Source organism: Streptomyces minutiscleroticus, assembly GCF_014650875.1.
GTDB classification, from domain to species: domain Bacteria; phylum Actinomycetota; class Actinomycetes; order Streptomycetales; family Streptomycetaceae; genus Streptomyces; species Streptomyces minutiscleroticus.
The window spans coordinates 72528-90889 of the sequence record NZ_BMVU01000021.1 but is presented as its reverse complement, the minus strand read 5'-3'; the positions used below and the strand labels follow the sequence as shown (position 1 = coordinate 90889).

Here is an 18362-nt window from a genome sequence, read left to right as displayed (position 1 = left end):
CCCCTCACCGTGTCACTGTGACTGCGGCGCGGCGGACTCCCCGGTCCGCACGGCGGCCGACCGTGTGCCGCGGGGCGGTCACGGCGCGGCCGGACGGGGGCCCGCGAGGGCCTCGGCCTGCTGGAGGAACAGGGGCAGCCACTCCTCGTACCCGGCGCCGCGGGCGAACTCCACCGCCGCCTCGGCACCCGGCCCGACCACCGTGTGCAGCGGGGTGGCGGGGTCCTCCGCGGCGGCGACGATCGCCTCGGCGGCCTCGCGGCAGTCGCCGGCGCCCTCACCCGCGCGGGACAGGAACGTCTTCATCCACGCCTCGTCCGCGGCGTACGGGTCGTCCTGCGACGGCTGCCGGACGGTGGCGTTGTCGTGGATGCGCGAGGCGTAGCTGCCCGGCTCCAGGCACACCACGCGCACGCCGAACGGCGCCACCTCCGCCGACAGCGCCTCGCTGACCACCCCGAGCGCGGCCTTGCTGGAGGCGTAGAACCCGCCGTGGGGCACCGCCCGGGTCCGGGCCGCCAGCGAGCTGACGTTGACGATCACACCGTTGCCGCGGCTCCGCATCCCGGGCAGGACCGCGCGGACGGTGCGCAGGGCGCCCCAGTAGTTGGTCTCCATGACCGCCCGCGCCTGCTGCAGGGGGGTGGCCTCGACGGCGCCGGTGCAGTCGACGCCCGCGTTGTTCACGAGCACGTCGACGCCGCCGTACCGGCTCTCGACCGCGGCCACGGCGGCGGCGACGGACGCGTCGTCGGTCACGTCGAGCGCCGGCACCTCGACGTCGAGTCCCTCACCGCGCGCGCGGTCGAGGAGCGCGCCGGCCCTGGCCGGGTCGCGCATCGAGGCGCACACCTGATAGCCCCTCCTCGCGAACGACAGCGCGGCCTCCAGACCGATCCCGCTGCTGCAGCCCGTGATGAGGACCGTTGCCACGGCTGACCACCTGCTCTTCCCTCGGGAGACGTCGTCGTTCCGCAACCGCCCGAAGACTACGGCCGCCGCCGCGCGTCGTCCGCCCCTATGCGCCCCTACGTCCGTCCCGCGCCCGGCCCGCGGCCGACCGCCACGTGGCCGCCGCCGCGGGCACCGCGGCCCGGCGCGCCCGACGCGTCCTCGGCTCCTCAGCGGAGCGAGCGGAAGCCCGCACGGATCTCCCGCACCAGGAGGTCCGGCTGCTCCCATGCCGCGAAGTGCCCGCCCTTGCCGAGCCTGCGGTAGTGGACGAGGTTCGGGTACGCCTGCTCCGCCCAGCTCCTCGGGGCCTGGTAGAGCTCGTCGGGGAAGACGCTCACGGCGGCCGGCACGGAGACGCCCCTGACGACGAAGAAGGGGTCCTTGTTCTCCGCGTAGAGACGGGCCGCGGAGAGCGCCGTGTTCGTCAGCCAGAAGAGGGTGACGTTGTCGAGGACGTCGTCCCGCGTCAGGCCCTCGGCGTGCCCGGCGAAGGCCCGGGAGATCAGCTCCAGGCTGGCCGCGTCGTGGTCGAGCAGGAAGGCCGCCAGCCCGACGGGGGAGTCCGCGAGCGCGGTCAGCGACTGCGGGCGCGACGCCATCATACGGGCGTAGGCGTCGTGCCTGTAGACGAAGTCCAGCTGCCCGCACGCCGCCTTCTCCTCGTCGGACAGCGGCATCCCGGACGGCAGCGGACTGCCGGTCGCGATCGCCTCGTGGACGGCGGGCGGGACCGCGCCGGGCATGTTGGTGTGGATGCCGACCAGCCCCCGGGGCGCCCGCACCCCCATGAAGTCCGTGACGATCGCGCCCCAGTCGCCGCCCTGTGCCCCGTACTTCGTGTACCCGAGGCGGTCCATCAGCTCCGCCCAGGCGCGCGCGATCCGCTCCGGGGTCCAGCCGGTCGTGGCCGGCTTGCCCGAGAACCCGTAGCCGGGCAGCGACGGGACCACCACGTGGAAGGCGTCCGCGGCGCTCCCGCCGTGGGCCGTGGGATCGGTGAGCGGCGCGATGATCTTCAACTGCTCGACGATCGAGCCGGGCCACCCGTGCGTGACGACGAGCGGCAGGGCGTCGTCGTGGACGGAGCGGACATGGAGGAAGTGGATGTCCAGTCCGTCGATCTCGGTGACGAAGTGCGGCAGTCCTTTGAGCGCGGCCTCGGCCCTGCGCCAGTCGTACTCCGAGGCCCAGTAGCGCGCGAGTTCGCGGACCGTCGCGAGCTGCGTGCCCTGCGACTGGTCCGGGACGGTCTCCTTGTCGGGCCAGCGCGTGGCCAGGACGCGCGTACGCAGATCCTCCAGTTCCGCGTCGGAGAACCCGAACGTGAAAGGCCGGACCGCCGGCCCATGGGATGTGGCGGACATGGGGTCTCCTCGCCGGGCGAGTTCGTCGGAGGCCGAAAAGGGCTTCCCTTCCCGCGCTGTCGCGCTGTCGTTCCGCGAGGGCAACGTCCCGCCGGGGCCGGTGGGCGTCAACACCCGGCCGTGGTCCTACGTCCCGGACCGGCCGACTGCGGGGGTGCGGCGCAGACGGTGTCGTACGCCCCGGGGCGGCGGTCCGGAGCTTCCCGGCCGCCGGCCCAGAGCACACGGCCCGGGGCGCGCCGGGCCGTGTGCTCTCTGGGCCGTGTCAGCCGCCCGCCTCCGCCCTGCGGCGCAGGTCCGCCCAGGCGCTGTCGGCCAGGCCGGGTGTGAGCAGGACGTCGGCCGCGGTGCACGCCAGCGCCTCGGCGGCGGCGAGCATCGTCCGCCTGCCCCGCGGACCGGCGGCCGCGGCGGCGAACTCGGGGGTGTGGTCCGAGGCGTCGGGGTCCAGGATGGCGACGAACGGATGGATGGCGGGGACCCTGGTGCTGACGTTGCCGATGTCGGAGGAGCCGAGGAAGACCCCGGGGGAGGGGTCCCCGACGGTGATGCCGGCCCGCCGCAGGTGCCCGGCGAAGACGCGGGACAGCACCTCGTTGTCGCGGAAGTGCTCGTAGCGGGCCGACGCCTGCTCGACCTCGGCCCGGGTGCCGGTGGCCAGGGCGGTCCCCTCGGCGCACCGGGTCAGCTCGGAGATCAGGGCGTCCAGGTCGGTGCCGGTGGCGCCGCGCAGCCCGAAGCGCCCCTCGGCGTACGCGGGCACGATGTTCGTGGCCCTGCCGCCGTCGGTGACGATGCCCTGCACGTGGGAGCCCTCGGGCAGCCGGCGCTGGAGCCCGTCCAGAGCGGTGAACAGCCGGATGAGCGCGGCCAGCGCGTCCCGCCCCTCGGTCGGGTTGCCGGTGGGGTGCGCGGCCTGCCCGTGGAAACCCACCGTGTACTGCACCTGGGCGGTGAGCGGCGCCGTCGACCAGCTGTACACGCCCGGGTGGAACATCAGGGCCGCGTCGACCCCGTCGAAGACGCCCGCCTCGACCTCCTTCACCTTCCCGCCGCCGCCCTCCTCGGCCGGCGTGCCGACGACCAGCAGGGTCCCCTCGATCGGGCGCAGCGCCCGGTGCAGCGCCAGCGCCGCGCCGAGACCGGCGCCGGCGATGAGGTTGTGCCCGCAGGCGTGCCCGAGGTCCGGCAGGGCGTCGTACTCCAGCAGCAGCGCGACGCGGGGGCCCGCGCCGGAGCCCGCCGCCGCCGTGAAGGCGGTGGGCATGCCGGCGACGCCGCGCTCGACCGCGAACCCGGCGGCTTCGAGCTCCTTGCCGAGCAGGGCGGCGGAGCGGTGCTCCTCGAAGGCGGTCTCCGGGTGCGCGTGCAGGTCGAGCGCGATCTCCCAGAGCCGTTCGGCGAGGGAGGCGGTCTCCCGGCCGATGGCGGCGTGCACGCTGTCGGGGGTGAGGGGCATGAGGTCTCCAGACGGTGTGCGGTGCGGTGGCCCTCTCCGGCGGCGGGGACCGGCCGGAGGGCCGGTGCGAGCGCCGGCCGCGTCCGCGGCCGGTGGCCGGAGGGCGCCGCCGGTGGTGGCACGGGCCCGGGGCGTCGCAGCCGCGCGGCGGGGCCCGGCACCGGCGGCCACGATCTTCATCGTGCCGAAGTACCCAGGCGCGGGACCCGGACACCCGCGCCTGCGGTCCTCCGGACCCGCCCCTCGGGCACCGGCCACCGGAGCGGGACGTGGCCACGGCCCGCGCCGGGCGCGCCCCGGACCGTACGGCCGTGGTGCCGGATCACCGGCGTCACGGTCCGTACGCGGCGGCGGGCGCGGCGGGTGAGGTGATCGACGAGGAGCGGTGGCGGCGGGCCGTCCCCGCGCCGAACGGGACCGGCGGCAGGGCGGCCGTGCCGGGCAGCGGTCCGTCCGCACCGGTGACCTGGAGCGTCGCCGTCCCGGACCACCGTCCCGCACCGGCGCACGGCCGGTTCCGCGGCACCATCGGTGGCACGGGACCGGCGGCGAACGGACGCCACGGTGTGTCATACGCACCGCCGCGAGGGGCTACCGGTCCGCGGGGTCCCCCGCGTCGAAGGCCCGGGCGACGGCGAGACTGTCCTCGTAGACGTGGTGCCGTGTGACGAGGCCGTGCTCGACCGTGAGATGCAGGGCGAACCGCGCGCGGTACGGGCGTCCGGTGGCCCGGGCGGTCTGGCGGATCTCGCCGAGCACGACCGCGTCGCCGCCGTCCACGAGGACGCGCTCGACCGAGGTGGCCGCCTGCCCGGGCACATGGTGTTCCGCGAGGTCGCGGTAGTGGGCCGCGGCGTCGCCGCGGGTGGACCGGTGGCGTATCCACGGGGTGGCGGCGCGGCCGTGCTCGGACTCCGGCCAGTCCAGTCTCCAGTCGATCCGCTCCGCGTACAGCTCGGCGATGCGGTCGGGGTCGCCCTCGCCGATCCGGCGCAGCAGCTCCTGCACCACGGCGCGGGTGGCCGTGGACGTCTCCGGCGTCCCTGACGCTTCTGCGGACATGGCTGATCCCTCCGTCGTGAACCCGCGGGTCGGTGCGGGGCGACCACACTCCTACCAGCCCCGGCGCGTCACGACGAGCGCTTTTCGGGGCGGGCGGCGGCACCGTCACCCACCCCTCCGGCGGCCCTTCCGGCGGCTTCTCCCGCCCCCTTCGGCGGCGTCAGGAGGCGTCCGGCGCTCGTGGTCCCGTGCCGCCTCCCGCCGGCCGCAGACCGCCTCCAGCGGCGGTGACGCCACCCCGCAGTGCATCCGGCACTCGGGGCGGGCCCCGGAGGGTGCCCTCCCCGCCCCGGCGGCCGGGGCGCGCACGGCCGCCCAGGCGATCAGGGCGCCCGCCACCAGCAGCCCCGCGCAGATCGGCATGGCCGTCCGGAACGCGTCGGCGAACTCCCCGGCCACGCGGTAGGCATCCGGGCCCATGCCGGTCAGCAGCGGCAGCGCCGCCACGGCGACGAGTCCCGCCGCGCGGGCGGCCGCGTTGTTGATGCCGCTGGCCAGACCGGCCTTGCCGGTCTCCACCGAGGCCAGCACGGTGGCGGTCAGCGGCGCGACCAGGGTGACCATGCCGAGGCCCAGGACGACGAGGGCGGGCAGCACGTCGGGAAGGTATTCGGAACCCTCGGTCACGCGCAGCATCAGCAGCATGCCGGCGGCGCACAGCAGGGGACCGGCGGTCAGCGGGATCCGCGGCCCGATCCGCTGGGCCAGCGCGCCCGAGCGGCCGGAGAGCAGCAGCATCAGGACCGTCGTCGGCAGCAGCGCGGTGCCGGCGCCGAGCGCGGACCAGCCGACGACGACCTGGAGTTGGAGCGCGGAGAGGAAGAAGAAGCCGCCGAACGCCGCGTACACGCAGACGGTTACCACGTTGACGGCGGTGAACAGCCGGGACGCGAAGAGCGACGGCGGGAGCAGCGGGTCGGGGCGCCGCCGCTCGACGAGGACGAGGGCGACGCCGACCGCGACCCCGGCCGCCCCGGCCACGGGCACGCCGTCGATCAGGGCGTACGTGACGAGCGCCAGCGCCGTCGCGCCGAGGACCGCGCCCAGGGCGTCGAAGCGGCCGTGCCGGTGCGGATCGCGCGACTCGGGCACGTGCCGCAGGGCCACCGGCACGCACACCGCGGCCAGCGGCACGTTCAGCAGGAACACCCAGCGCCAGCCCGGCCCGTCCACGAGCCAGCCGCCCAGGAACGGCCCGACCGCCGCGCCCACTCCGCCGAGACCGGACCAGACACCGACCGCCTTCGCCCGGTCGTCCGGGTGGAAGGACGCCTGGATCAGCGCCAGGGAGCCCGGGGTGAGCAGCGCGCCGCCGACGCCCTGGAGCACCCGGGCGCCGATCAGGACCCCGGCGTTCGGGGCGAGGCCGCACAGCAGCGAGGCGAGCGCGAACCACACCACGCCGACGACGAAGACCCTCCGGCGCCCGTACCGGTCGCCCAGCGCTCCGCCCAGCAGGATCAGCCCGGCCAGGGTGAGCATGTAGCCGTTCACGGTCCACTGGAGCGCGGCCATGCCGGTGCCGAAGTCCCGGCCGATGCGGGGCAGCGCCACGTTGACCACGGTGGAGTCGAGCAGCGCCATGGTCGAACCGAGCACGGTCGCCAGCAGCACCCGGCGGCCCACGGCCGTGCCCGTCCGCACGGCCCCGTCCGCACCGGCGGCCGCGTCCTTTCGCGCCGGAGCCGGAGGAGCCGCCGGGGCGGGCGCGGACTCCGAGGCAGACGGCGCCGACGCCTCCGACGACCCGGGCCGCTCGTACGGTTCGGGCTGCTCGTACGGTTCGGGCCGCCCGTACGGCTCGGACTGCCTGTACGGCTCCGGTGGCATCCCTGGCGGGCGAGGCCCCTCACTGCCGCTGCTCATACCGGAATCATCCCGGCACCGCGCCCGCCCGACCAGCCCGCGCCCACGGCGATGTACGGGCCGCCGGCGCACGGGCGCGAGCACAGCGGGTTCGCCGTGCCGACGGGGCGGGGGAGCCGGGGCCCGGCGGAGGCGGGGACCGCGGGCACGCAGACGCCGAAGGGCCGCGGAACCCCGGCCCGGCCCTTCGTTTTCGGGACGTTCCCCGGACGGTGTGTTCGTCCTTCGGGCTGTGCACCGACGGAAAAGAGGAGAGGGTGAAGAATCGGCCGGGACATCGGTCCGGCCGGCAGGCGACCGAGACCCCGTCGCGCTGTCGGGCCACCTGTCCCGGCTGCTCGCCGTGCCGGGCGGTGAGCGCCCGTCCGCGGAACGTCCCGCAGGGACCGGGCAGATGTTCGATGGCACCGGTCGAGGAGACGTGACCCGCTGACGTCTCGTCACCGGATATCGTGCGGGGGGACGGCATCCCGTCCACACACCGTGCATGTGCGAGAGCGAGCCTTGAACAGGGAAGCAGCGAGAGCCACCCCGGCGGGCGGGCCGTGGCGGACCACCCAGGTGCGGGGGCGCCGTGTGTTCGCCACCACCGACGCCGAGACCGCGTGGGCCTTCCTGGACGCCACCTACGGCGCCCGCCTGGGCATCAACACGACGGTGGCGACGACCGACTTCCGGCACGCCCGCTCCGACGGAGGCACATTCTCCGTCGACGACTACCAGGTGCCCGCCGACTGGCGGTTCGACTCCGATCCGCTGAACGCCCTGGTGCTGGTACAGGCGACGCGCGGCCGTATCGAAGTGGGGTGCGGGGACGACCACCAGTACCTCGCGCCCGGTGACGTCGTGGTCCGTACCCACGGACCCGACCTGCCCTGCTCCGGCCGGGCCCACGACACCGAGCTGCGGATCGTGACCCTCTCCGAGCGGTCCTTCGTCGAAGCGACCGGTGGCGTGTACGACGAGCTGGACGGACCGCTGCGCCTGCCGAGCCGCGAGCCGAGGTCCCGGGCGCTGGCGCAGGCGTGGAAGCGCACCGTCACCTACCTGACCGACGACGTGCTGGCCAACCCGGAGGCACGGGCCGAGCCCCTGGTCATGAGCAACGCCGAGCGGATGCTGGCCGCCGCCACGGCCGCCGCCTTCCCGCGCACCGCCGCGCCCGGGGAGCCGTCCGACCGCTCCGACGCCACCCCGCCGCTGCTGCGGCGCGCCGTCGCCTACATCGAGTCCCACCCCGACGCCGACATCGGGGTGGCCGACATCGCCGCGGCCGTCCATGTCAGCCCCCGGGCCCTGCAGTACGCCTTCCGCCGGCACCTGGACACCACACCCGTCGCCTACCTGCGCCAGGTCCGGCTCGACCACGCGCACCAGGACCTGCGCCGCGCCGACCCGTCCGACGGCGACACCGTGGCCTCGATCGCCCTGCGCTGGGGCTTCCTGCACCAGGGCCGCTTCGCCCGGCTCTACCGCGACGCCTACGGCACCTCGCCCGGCCACACCTTGCGCCAGTGACGGGCGGACCGGCCTCCTGACCGGTCCGGCCCCGTGACCGGTCCGGCCCCTTGGCGGGCTGGGTCTCCCGGAGGGCCGGTCGCGTCCTCACCGCGTCACTTCGCCGGGCAAGTGCCCGTGTGCACCGGCGAGTCAGGGGCAAGCGGAGTGCACGCAGTGCGACAACCTCAGTCATCCGAAAGGGCGGACATCGTGTTGGCGATCATCTCCGCGGTCCTGTTCTTCATCGCCTTCCTGATCAACGCGGCCGACATCGCGACCAACGACATCTTCTCCTCGACCAATGTGATGCTTCTGGGCCTCATGGCGCTGGCCCTGCACCTGGCGGGCGTCGGGAGCGGCTGGTCCGCGCGCGGCCGCAGACGCTGACCCCCGGCCGCCGCGCCGGAACGGCGGGACGCCCGGTGGGGCGTCCGCCGACACGGCCGACGGCCGGACACCGCGGTGGCCGCCGTCCGTTCCCCCTGTGTGCGCAGGAGGGGGCGGACGACGGCCACTTGGCCGTGCGGGGGCCGAGCGGGCCGGCGTCGGTGTCACCGGACGCCGGCCGCGGGCTCAGCAGCCGAGGTTGCCGCCGGGCTCGACGCCGAGGACCTGGGTGAAGCGCTGGTAGTTGTCGATCCGGCTCTGGACCTGGGCCGGGTTGCCGCCGTTGCACTCCAGACTGCCGTTGATGGCGCGGATGGTCTCGCCGAACCCGGCGCCGTCGACGATGGCGTCGTGCGGCGTCATGGTGCCGGGGCCGCTCTGGGTGTTCCAGTACCACAGGCCCGTCTTCCAGGCGATGGACGCGTCGGTCTGCACGAGGTCGGGGTTGTTGAGCAGGTCGATGCCGAGGGCGTCGCCCGCGGCCTTGTAGTTGAAGTTCCAGCTGAGCTGGACGGGGCCGCGGCCGTAGTACTTGTCGTTGCCGGCCGGGCAGCCGTAGGGCTGGGTGGTGTCGCAGTAGTGCGGGTAGTTGGCGGTGTTCTGCTCCACCACGTACTGCAGGCCGCCGGTCTCGTGGCTGACGTTGGCGAGGAAGGCGGCCGCCTCCTGCTTCTTCACCGTGTCGCTGCCGGTGTTGGTGAAACCGGGGTAGGCGCCGAGCGCGGCGGTGAGGCCGCTGTAGGTGTAGAACGAGTTCCGGTTCGGGAACATCTCGTCGAACTGCGCCTCGCTGACCACGAACCCGGCGGCGGTGTCCTCGCCGGCCTGCTGCGCGGACGCCGTCGGGGCGAGCGTCGGGGTGCAGAGGGCGGCGGCCGCGCCGGTGGCGGTCAGCAGACCGAGGATGCGACGGTGCACGGTGTCGACTCCTGAAGAGTGGGGTGTGGGGGGACGGCGCGGGCCGCGGCGGAGAAGAGTGTGGGGGGCCGCCGCGAACGCGCGCCGGAAGCGGACCGGAAGGTGTGTCCCGGCCCGGGCGGGCCGGGACACGTTCTCCGGCCAGATGGGTCGGTACATGTCCTCCGGCCCGGGCCGGCCTTCACAGAGCCGGCCCGAGTGGCCTGTCAGCCGCCGACGTTGACGTCGATGCAGGCGTAGAAGGCGTTGCTGGTGTCGGCCACGTTCCAGACGGCCAGGACCTTCTGCTTGCCGGTGAGGCCGCCGAAGTCGACCTGGTGGTTCACGACCGCGCCCGGCTTGGCGCCGCCGTCGTCGAAGACGGCGATCCGCCGGCCGCCGGCGTAGTACTCCCAGGTGCTGGTGGAGTGCTGTGCGGTGAGCTTCCAGGAGAACGTGGTGTTCTTGGACACCGGAGTGACGACCCAGCCCTTGCTGTCGTCGTCCAGTTCGGAGAAGCGGCTGTTGCCGCCGCTGCAGCTGGTCAGGCCCTTGGGGCCCTCGACGCTCTGGGGCTCGTAGGTGATGTCCCCGCAGGACACCGTGCCCGCGGCGCACTGTGCCTGGCGGCTGGGCGGGTCGGAGATGTAACCGTGGGCGCTCGCCGAGCCGGCGGGGAGGCTCACGGCGAGAACGGGGGCGAGGACGGCGCCGGCGAGGGCGGCCGCCTTCCTGCTGGCGTGCATGCGGAACTCCTTCACAACAGGTCGTCCCGGGCACGCACGGCCGTGTGGGGGGACCGCGCGTGACGAGATCGACCTCTCGGGTGGGGCCAAGAGGCGCGAAGGTGACGCGCTCCCGCCGTTCCCGCAGGCGAGAGCTGCTCCCCATAGGGAATCAACTCTCCAAACGGGACGGCGAGTTCTGTTGGACTAGACCATACAAGGGTTGGTCATGACCGTGTCAAGGGTGCGGAACGGTGGCGTCCGCGGGGCGTCCGGGAGGTCGCGGAGGCGTCACGTTCCAGGAAAGAGGGGCGTGCACCGCGTCGCACACGTGTGAACCGGGCCTGTGCGGAGCCGTCGCACACCGTGTTGCGCGATCTCGAAATTCCGGTCCGATCGCCCGGTGCGGCAGGTGACTTGTGTGCGCAACGTGGTGTTCGGGCCCGTCGAGACGGCGGACGCTCCGGACCGGACATCCGGAGCGACGGAGTCTTCGCGGGGACGGCCCGGTCCCTCGAGGGGCGGTAAGGAGCGGCAGGCGCGAACGGCGCTCGGCCCGGCGCGGTGGATGGGCGAGCTACGGAAGCCGGCGGTCCCGCAGTGGACGATGTGACGGTTCCTCGGCCGGTCGCGCCGGACCGGAACCGCTCCGCCGCGGCGGCTTCCCGTGCGCGGACCCGCCTGACGGCCGCCGAGCCGACCGCGATCCTGGTGGAGTCGACCGCGGCCTCGATCGATCCGCCGACCGCGACCTCGATCGATGTGCTGTATGTACGATATGAACCCTTTCACTACTTTTTCACATATTAATGAGGCATACACCTGTTTTGGGGTGGTACTGGATTCGCTCCGGAACGTCCGGGCGGGCCAGGTACCGCTTCATCGGCGGCGCGGGGTCCGACAGCCGGAGGGCCTGGACGACCGGAGCCGGCCCGCGCGAACCGTGTGGGCCGCCAGCCGAACAGCTACCGCAGGAAGAGGAGAGAAGATGTCAGTTCCCCGGTCTCTCGCCGCCCTTCTGGTCGCCACGGCCGCCTCCACCGCATTGACGGCCGCACCCGCGTCGGCATCGGCCGCTCCGTCCACCATGCGGGCGGCCGTCATCAAGCTGACCAACGCCGAACGGGCCAAGGCCGGCTGTTCCGCCCTCAAACGGAACGCCGCGCTCGGTGACGCCGCCCAGCGCCACTCCGCGGACATGGCGAAGCACCATTTCGTCGGCCACGACGGCTCCAGTGGCAGCACCATGACGAGCAGGGCCGAGACGGCGGGCTACACCGGCTGGCGGGCGCTGGCCGAGAACGTCGCCGGCGGCCAGCGCACGGCCGCCGCCGTGGTCAAGGCGTGGATGAAGTCGCCCGACCACCGGGCCAACGTGGTCAACTGCTCGCTGAAGCACATAGGCGTCGGCTACGTGAAGAAGGACGGCCGCGCCTACTGGACGCAGGACTTCGGCTCGAAGTCCTGACACCGGCGCCCGCAGGGAAACACCGTCGCCGTTCCGGCGAACGGGAAACACCGTCGTCGTTCCGGCGGACCGCCGCGGCGGTCCGCCCGAACGGTGGCCGAGACCCGATCGGCATCCGCCCGGCCACCGCGCCTCGCGCCCCGACGCCCCACGTACCCTGTTCCCGTGCCGCCCTCCCGTCTGCATCGTGTCGCCGTTCTCGTGCTCGAAGGTGCGAAGCCGCTCGATGTCGGCATCCCCGCACAGGTGTTCACGACCCGCGCGAGCATGCCGTACGAGGTGCGGGTGTGCGGTGCGGAACCCGGTCTCGTGACCGGCGGCGACGGCCTGTCGTACCACGTCGCCCACAGCCTCGACGCACTGCAGTGGGCCGACATCGTCTTCATCCCCGGCTACCGCTTCCCCGGCCGCGACGAGCCGCCGCGGACCGTCGTCGACGCGCTGACCGCCGCGCACGAGCGGGGCGCGCGGCTCGCCGCCATCTCGACGGGCGCCTTCGCGCTCGCCGCCACGGGCCTGCTCGACGGCAGGCGCGCCACGACGCACTGGCACTACACGCAGGCGCTCGCGGCGAAACACCCTCTCGTCCGGGTCGACGAGAACGTCCTGTTCGTGGACGAGGGCAGTGTGCTGACGTCGGCGGGCGCCGCCTCCGGCATCGACCTGTGCCTGCACATCCTGCGCGGCGACCTGGGGGTGGCCGCATCGAACCACGCGGCCCGGCGCCTGGTCGCGGCCCCCTACCGCAGCGGCGGCCAGGCCCAGTACGTGCCGCGCAGCGTGCCCGAGCCGCTCGGCGAGCGGTTCGCCGCCACCCGAGAGTGGGCGCTGCACCGGCTCGCCGAGCCCCTCACCCTGGAGGCGCTCGCCCGGCACGCGGCGGTGTCGCCGCGCACGTTCTCGCGGCGCTTCGCCGAGGACACCGGGTACACGCCGATGCAGTGGGTCATGCGCGCCCGGGTCGACCTGGCCCGTGAGCTGCTGGAGCGTTCGGAGCGGAGCGTCGAGCAGATCGCCGCCGACGTCGGTCTCGGCACCGGCGCGAACCTGCGGCTGCACTTCCAGCGCATCCTCGGCACCACACCGAGCGAGTACCGGCGCACCTTCGCCCGGGGCGAGTAGCCGTCCGGTCCGGGGCGAGTGGTCCGTTCGGCCCGGGGCTGGTGGCCCTTCCGTCCGGCACCGGGGTGGCGGCCCGCTCGCCTGGCACGATCCTTGCGAACCATGGCGCTCACGCCACTGCCGCGGGCGGGCGGCGAGCGCGAGATTGGGTGGCGAACGGAAGGGACACCATTCATGACTCGCATCGCCATCAACGGATTCGGCCGCATCGGACGCAACGTGCTGCGCGCCCTGCTCGAACGCGACAGCGACCTCGAGGTCGTCGCCGTCAACGACCTCACGGAACCCGCCGGCCTCGCCCGTCTGCTCGCCTACGACTCGACGGCCGGCCGGCTCGGCCGCCCGGTGACCACCGACGGGGACACGCTCGTCGTCGACGGTCGGCGCATCAAGGTGCTCGCCGAGCGCGAACCGGCGCGGCTGCCGTGGGCCGAACTCGGCGTCGACATCGTGCTGGAGGCGACCGGCCGCTTCACCTCGGCCAAGGCCGCCCGCGCCCACCTCGACGCGGGTGCACGGAAGGTGCTCGTCAGCGCGCCGTCGGACGGTGCCGACGTCACCCTCGCCTACGGTGTCAACACCGACGCCTACGACCCGGCCCTGCACACGGTGGTGTCGAACGCCTCGTGCACGACCAACGCGCTCGCACCGCTGGCCGCGGTGCTCGACGAACTCGCCGGCATCGAGCACGGCTTCATGACGACGGTGCACGCCTACACGCAGGAGCAGAACCTGCAGGACGGCCCGCACCGCGACGCCCGCCGCGCCCGCGCCGCCGCCGTGAACATCGTGCCGACCACGACGGGCGCCGCCAAGGCGATCGGCCTCGTGCTGCCGAACCTCGACGGGAAGCTGTCGGGCGACTCGATCCGCGTGCCGGTCCCGGTGGGCTCGATCGTCGAGCTGAACACGACCGTCGCGCGCGACGTGACGCGGGACGACGTGCTGGCGGCCTACCGCGCCGCGGCCCAGGGGCCCCTCGCGGGCGTCCTGGAGTACTCGGAGGACGAGCTCGTGTCCTCCGACATCACGGGCAACCCGGCCTCGTCGATCTTCGACTCGGCCCTCACCCGCGTCGACGGCCGGCACATCAAGGTGGTCGCCTGGTACGACAACGAGTGGGGCTTCTCCAACCGTGTGATCGACACGCTCGAACTCCTCGCCGCCCGCTGACCGGACGCCCGGCCGCGGACAGCCGCCCGCCGCGCGCGCCCCGGCGCGGACGGCGGGCGGCCCGGCTTCTGAAGCGGTACGCCGGATCCGGCCCGAGGCCGGCGCGAGCCGAGGCGGCGGACGGACGCGGCGTGCGGGCTCCTTCGGACGTCGGGCGGGGGCGCCGGCCGGTTCCCGTACACCGTAGTGACCTGGATCACATGGGGTGAGTCGAGTGCCGTGGCGGGGCAGCATCCGTACCCATGCATGACGGCCCGGGCCCGATGCGAGGATGAGGCGGCATGACAGCAGGGTGGTGTTCTCGCACGGTACGGGCCGCGGTGTTCGCGGCCGTCTGCGTGCTGCTCGCCGCCCTGGGGCACGTCGTGATGCCCGGCAGCGACGTCCCCGCGTGGGCGCTGGCCGCGGGCGCGGCGGGGACCGGCGCCGCCGGGTGGTGCCTGGCGGGCCGTGAGCGCGGACTGCCGCTGATCGTGGCGGTCGTGGTCGCCGCGCAGACGGCACTGCACTCGGCGTTCTCCCTTGCCCGGTCCTCCGGACCCGGGGGTCCCGCCTCCGGGTCCGGAGGCGGCACGGGGTCCATGACCACGGGCGCCACGGGATCCAGGTCCGTGCACATGAGCATGGGTACAGACACGGGCATGGACATGGGCTTGCACACCGGGGCGATGCCGCCGGACCCGATGTCCATGGGCTCCTCGGGTCCCATGAACTCCTTGGGCTTCGTGAACTCCCCGGGCCCCTTGGGTACAGGGCACACGGCCGTGAGCCACATGGAGTACATGGAGCACATGGGCCACTCCATGGACGCCGGTCCGTCGTCGTCCGGCATGCTCGCCGCCCACCTGCTGGCCGCGCTGCTGTGCGGCCTGTGGCTCGCGCACGGGGAGAAGGCCGCCTTCCGCATCCTGCGGGCCGTGGCCGGACGGCTGGCCGCGCCCCTGCGGCTGCTGCTCGCCCCGCCCCTCGTCCCTGACCGCCCCCGCCTGCGTCCGCGGCGCCCCCGTTCCGACCGGGCGCCCGCCCTGCTCCTTCTCGTCCACGCGATCACTTCCCGGGGTCCTCCCGTGGGGACGGCTGTCGTCTGACGACAGCCGGCCGGTACCCCGGGGCTGCCTGTGCGCGCCTCGGGCCTCGGTCGTACGCGCGCACGCGCCGTGGTGTCCTCCCGGCGCCGCACCGCCGCGCGTGGGGCCGCCCCCTCCCACCGGACCCCGCGCCCCGCGCGCCTTCGGTCCGGATCACGGATCCCGAGAAGGACACCAAGTGATCACTTATGCCCTGCCCGCCCCGCGCGGGGAAACCGCGGGAACGGTCTCGGCCGACGAGCCGGCGACCGCGTGGGCGCTGGCCGCCCGGAGCGGCGACGCGGACGCCGTCGAACGCTTCGTCCGGGCCCTGCACCGCGACGTCCTGCGCTACGTCGCCCATCTGTGCGCCGACCCCCAGGCGGTCGACGACCTGGCGCAGGACACGTTCCTGCGCGCCCTCGGCAGCCTCCACCGGTTCGAGGGCCGCTCCTCGGCGCGCGCCTGGCTGCTGTCCATCGCCCGCCGCGCGGTGATCGACGGCTACCGGTACGCCGCCACCCGGCCCCGGCTGTCGGACACGGCGGACTGGCAGGTCGCCGTCGAACTGGCCCAGCCGCGGGACCTGCCGGGCTTCGACGACGGCGTCGCCCTGCTGGACCTGCTGGCGTCCCTGCCGGACGAGCGCCGGGAGGCGTTCGTCCTCACCCAGCTGCTCGGCCTGCCCTACGCGGAGGCGGCCGAGGTCAGCGACTGCCCGGTCGGCACGGTCCGCTCCCGTGTGGCGCGCGCCCGGGCGACTCTGGCGGAGCTGCTCGAAGGGGCCGACGAACTCGCCGCCCTGGCGGTCTGAGCCGCAGGGGAGGCCGGCACCGGCCGCGCCGGTCGGTGCCGGCTGAAAGGGGCCGGGGCGTACGTCAATCGAGGGTGTGCACGTCAGTTGAGGCGGGCGACGTGCCGGGGGCCGGGAGGCGCGGGAAGGCGGTCCGACAGCGTGCCGTCGGCGGGCATCCCGCTCGGAGCCTCGCCCGACGGCCTGCGCGTCGGCCGCGGTGAGGAGCGGACCGGCCGCACAGGCGGGCCGTGGGCCGGCGTGAGGCCGGGCCGGGCGGTCCCGTGGCCGCGGCGGCCGCCCGGCCCGGGGACCAGGGGGCTAGAGGGCCGCCGCCGGGACCGGCGGCTCGTGCTCCGGGCCGCAGGCGGCCCCGCCGTCGCGGACGAGGGCGGCGTCGATGTCGACCTCGCTCATGTCGTTGACGATCACCGCCACCCGCAGGCCCTGGCGGTTGGTGAGGACGTGGTTGAGCGGGGTGGTCTTGCTGCCGACGTCGAGGAATCCCGACAGGACGGTCACGGGCAGGCGTCGCGACGGCATCCGCTCAGTCCTCGGGGCGCAGCAGACCGCGCCGGTAGGCGGGGACGAGGTGCTGCGGCACCAGGTGCTCCACACCGTCCACGGTGACCGGTACGAGGCGGGGCGCGGCGGCCTTCCACTGTGCGCGGCGGTGGCGGGTGTTGCTGCGGGACATCTTGCGCTTGGGCACGGCCACGGGGGCGTCCTTCCGTAGGGGCGGTTGCACGACAGCATACGACAATGATTTTCATTAATGGTAGGGGGTGCCCTCGCGAAGAGGCGTGCGGCGGTGGAGGCGGCCGTGGGGGGGGATGACTTCCGGTGGGCAGGGGCCCCACCCGGGCGGGCCAGGACTCGTTCCCACCCCGGAGGACCCATGGCCGAGCACTCCCGGCTTCTGCAGACCGTGCTGGACGCCACCAGGCCGGGAGAGCCCGCCGAGTTCTACCGGCGGTTGCTCGGGCTGACGTACCGGCCCGGTGACGAACCGCCCGCGGCCGGGGTGCCCGACGAGCCGGACTGGCTCGTGCTCCGCGACCCCGAGGGGGCCGACAGGCAGGCCTTCCAGTACGTCGACCGCCTCCCGCGGACGACGTGGCCCGACCCGGAGGTCCCGATGCAGCTGCACCTCGATCTCACGGTCCCGGACACGGCCGGGCTGACCAGGCAGCGCGAACGCGCGGAAGCGCTGGGCGCCGGACTCCTCCTGGACCGGTACGACGATCCCGACGAGCCGCTGTACGTGTTCGCGGACCCCTCCGGCCACCCCTTCTGCGTCCTCGTCTCCTCGGCGCACCGAGCCTCGGGCGGGCGGACGCGGCGGCCGGCGGTCGAGGCCGCCGCCTCGGCCGAGGCCACCGCTGCGAGGGGGCCGCTCCTCCAAAGCCGTCAGACGGGCGGTGACGGCGTCGGCGAAGCGGCCAGGAGCCGGCCGAGGTCCGCCCGGTCCTGGTCGGTCCAGTCGCTCACCCTTGCGTTGAAGCGCACTTCAATTGCCAGCATGACCGGCGCGCACCGCACCTCTCCGCCATCGGTCGAGGAAGGACCGGACCATGCCTGATGTGAACTTCGCGCTGGGGACGCTGGGATTCGGCACCACGGTGGACGCCGCGACGTCCCTGGACCTGCTGGACCGATTCGCCGACGCCGGCGGGACCATGCTGGACACGGCCGACTGCTATGCCTTCTGGGCCGACCCGAGCGGTCGCGGCGGGCAGAGCGAGGAGGTCGTCGGGCGGTGGCTGGCCCGCCGTCCCGGCCGGCGCGACCAGGTGTACCTCAGCACCAAGGCCGGTGCCGAGCCGGCCGGCCCCGGCGACTGGCCGGCCAACCGCCAGGGCCTGTCGGCGGCCGCCGTCGCGGCCGCCGCCGAGGGCAGCCTGCGCCGGCTGGGCACCGACCGCATCGACCTGTACTGGGCCCACATGGAGGACCGCACGGTCGCTCTGGAGGAGACCGCCGGTGCGTTCGCCGCGCTGGTGGCCGAGGGCACGGTGGGGCGGCTGGGCTGCTCCAACCACCCGGTGTGGCGGGTGGAGCGGGCCCGGCGGATCGCCGAGGAGCGCGGCTGGGCCGGGTACACCGCGCTCCAGCTGCGCCACTCCTACCTCCAGCCCCGGCCCGGTGTGCCGGTGCCCGGCCAGAACCACCGGTTCGGCTGGGTCACCGAGGAGGTCGTCGACTACGTCGACAGCGAACCGGACCTGTCCCTGTGGGTCTACACCGCCCTGCTGTACGGCTTCTACAGCCGTCCGGACGAGCGCCCGCTCCCCGAGGCCTACGACCACCCCGGCACGCCCCGGCGGCTGGCGGCCCTGGACAAGGTGGCCGGGGATCTCGGGGTGAGCCGGAACCAGGTCGTGCTGGCCTGGCTGACCGGCGGGACACCGGCCGCCGTCCCGGTCGTCGGCGTCAGCGACGCGCGGCAGCTCGACGAAGCCCTCGCCGGGGCCCGTCTGCGGCTGCCCGCCGAGCACCGCCGCCTCCTCGACGAGGCCGTCTGA

General features: G+C 74.3%; 19 protein-coding genes and 1 pseudogene. 10 read left to right on the top strand and 10 right to left on the bottom strand.

The window, feature by feature from the left end; genetic code table 11:
• Positions 1 to 78: 78 nt before the first annotated feature.
• From IE271_RS21145 to IE271_RS21120, 6 genes are all read right to left on the bottom strand, one after another.
• A complete protein-coding gene (locus IE271_RS21145; protein WP_190191940.1) occupies positions 79 to 933 on the bottom strand; it encodes an SDR family oxidoreductase in 855 nt (284 codons plus the stop codon).
• A gap of 188 nt (positions 934 to 1121) precedes the next feature.
• Positions 1122 to 2318: an epoxide hydrolase family protein gene (locus IE271_RS21140; protein ID WP_190191939.1), complete on the bottom strand. Its 1197-nt coding sequence runs from the start codon at positions 2316 to 2318 to the stop codon at positions 1122 to 1124.
• Between the two features lie 265 nt (positions 2319 to 2583).
• On the bottom strand, positions 2584 to 3777 hold the full coding sequence (locus IE271_RS21135) for an amidohydrolase (RefSeq protein WP_190191938.1): 1194 nt from the start codon (positions 3775 to 3777) through the stop codon (positions 2584 to 2586).
• Between the two features lie 331 nt (positions 3778 to 4108).
• Entirely contained in the window at positions 4109 to 4306 is a 198-nt protein-coding gene (locus IE271_RS21130) for a hypothetical protein (RefSeq protein WP_190191937.1), read from the bottom strand.
• Positions 4307 to 4368: 62 nt separating this feature from the next.
• The gene (locus tag IE271_RS21125; protein WP_190191936.1) at positions 4369 to 4839 is read right to left on the bottom strand and encodes a nuclear transport factor 2 family protein; all 471 of its coding nucleotides are present in this window, start codon (positions 4837 to 4839) and stop codon (positions 4369 to 4371) included.
• 105 nt (positions 4840 to 4944) lie between these two features.
• A complete protein-coding gene (locus IE271_RS21120) occupies positions 4945 to 6423 on the bottom strand; it encodes an MFS transporter (RefSeq protein ID WP_373308806.1) in 1479 nt (492 codons plus the stop codon).
• Positions 6424 to 7281: 858 nt separating this feature from the next.
• On the opposite strand from IE271_RS21120, the gene IE271_RS42200 reads away from it, so the two are divergent.
• Positions 7282 to 8223, top strand: a complete 942-nt coding sequence (locus IE271_RS42200; protein WP_229919465.1) for an AraC family transcriptional regulator — start codon at positions 7282 to 7284, stop codon at positions 8221 to 8223.
• 192 nt (positions 8224 to 8415) lie between these two features.
• Positions 8416 to 8592 (top strand): hypothetical protein, encoded by a 177-nt coding sequence (locus IE271_RS21110; RefSeq protein ID WP_190191935.1) that lies wholly within the window; start codon positions 8416 to 8418, stop codon positions 8590 to 8592.
• A gap of 186 nt (positions 8593 to 8778) precedes the next feature.
• Here IE271_RS21110 and IE271_RS21105 read toward each other — a convergent pair whose 3' ends face one another.
• Both IE271_RS21105 and IE271_RS21100 read right to left on the bottom strand, forming a co-directional pair.
• The gene (locus IE271_RS21105; protein ID WP_190191934.1) at positions 8779 to 9510 is read right to left on the bottom strand and encodes a chitinase; all 732 of its coding nucleotides are present in this window, start codon (positions 9508 to 9510) and stop codon (positions 8779 to 8781) included.
• A 206-nt stretch (positions 9511 to 9716) separates the two neighbouring features.
• Entirely contained in the window at positions 9717 to 10235 is a 519-nt protein-coding gene (locus IE271_RS21100) for a lytic polysaccharide monooxygenase auxiliary activity family 9 protein (RefSeq protein ID WP_190191933.1), read from the bottom strand.
• A gap of 579 nt (positions 10236 to 10814) precedes the next feature.
• Between IE271_RS21100 and IE271_RS21095 the strand changes: the two genes are divergently transcribed.
• From IE271_RS21095 to IE271_RS21070, 6 genes are all read left to right on the top strand, one after another.
• Positions 10815 to 11024, top strand: coding sequence for a hypothetical protein (locus IE271_RS21095; RefSeq protein WP_190191932.1), 210 nt, complete (start codon positions 10815 to 10817; stop codon positions 11022 to 11024).
• Between the two features lie 178 nt (positions 11025 to 11202).
• Positions 11203 to 11682 (top strand): CAP domain-containing protein, encoded by a 480-nt coding sequence (locus IE271_RS21090; protein ID WP_190191931.1) that lies wholly within the window; start codon positions 11203 to 11205, stop codon positions 11680 to 11682.
• A 165-nt stretch (positions 11683 to 11847) separates the two neighbouring features.
• Positions 11848 to 12804, top strand: a complete 957-nt coding sequence (locus IE271_RS21085) for a GlxA family transcriptional regulator (RefSeq protein ID WP_190191930.1) — start codon at positions 11848 to 11850, stop codon at positions 12802 to 12804.
• Between the two features lie 174 nt (positions 12805 to 12978).
• Positions 12979 to 13977: a type I glyceraldehyde-3-phosphate dehydrogenase gene (gene gap / locus IE271_RS21080; protein ID WP_190191929.1), complete on the top strand. Its 999-nt coding sequence runs from the start codon at positions 12979 to 12981 to the stop codon at positions 13975 to 13977.
• A 281-nt stretch (positions 13978 to 14258) separates the two neighbouring features.
• Positions 14259 to 15065, top strand: coding sequence for a hypothetical protein (locus IE271_RS21075; protein WP_190191928.1), 807 nt, complete (start codon positions 14259 to 14261; stop codon positions 15063 to 15065).
• Positions 15066 to 15243: 178 nt separating this feature from the next.
• Positions 15244 to 15858, top strand: a complete 615-nt coding sequence (locus tag IE271_RS21070; protein WP_190191927.1) for a sigma-70 family RNA polymerase sigma factor — start codon at positions 15244 to 15246, stop codon at positions 15856 to 15858.
• Between the two features lie 327 nt (positions 15859 to 16185).
• Here IE271_RS21070 and IE271_RS21065 read toward each other — a convergent pair.
• Positions 16186 to 16380, bottom strand: a pseudogene (locus IE271_RS21065) (GTP-binding protein); the annotation flags it as partial.
• A 4-nt stretch (positions 16381 to 16384) separates the two neighbouring features.
• Positions 16385 to 16555 carry a 50S ribosomal protein L32 gene (gene rpmF, locus IE271_RS21060; RefSeq protein WP_190191926.1) on the bottom strand — a complete coding sequence of 57 codons (171 nt, stop codon included), beginning with the start codon at positions 16553 to 16555 and terminating at the stop codon, positions 16385 to 16387.
• Between the two features lie 180 nt (positions 16556 to 16735).
• Here rpmF and IE271_RS21055 point away from each other — a divergent pair, with 180 nt between their 5' ends.
• Positions 16736 to 17419 carry a VOC family protein gene (locus IE271_RS21055; protein WP_190191925.1) on the top strand — a complete coding sequence of 228 codons (684 nt, stop codon included), beginning with the start codon at positions 16736 to 16738 and terminating at the stop codon, positions 17417 to 17419.
• Positions 17412 to 18362, top strand: coding sequence for an aldo/keto reductase (locus IE271_RS21050; RefSeq protein WP_190191924.1), 951 nt, complete (start codon positions 17412 to 17414; stop codon positions 18360 to 18362). Before IE271_RS21055 ends, IE271_RS21050 begins: the two co-directional genes overlap by 8 nt.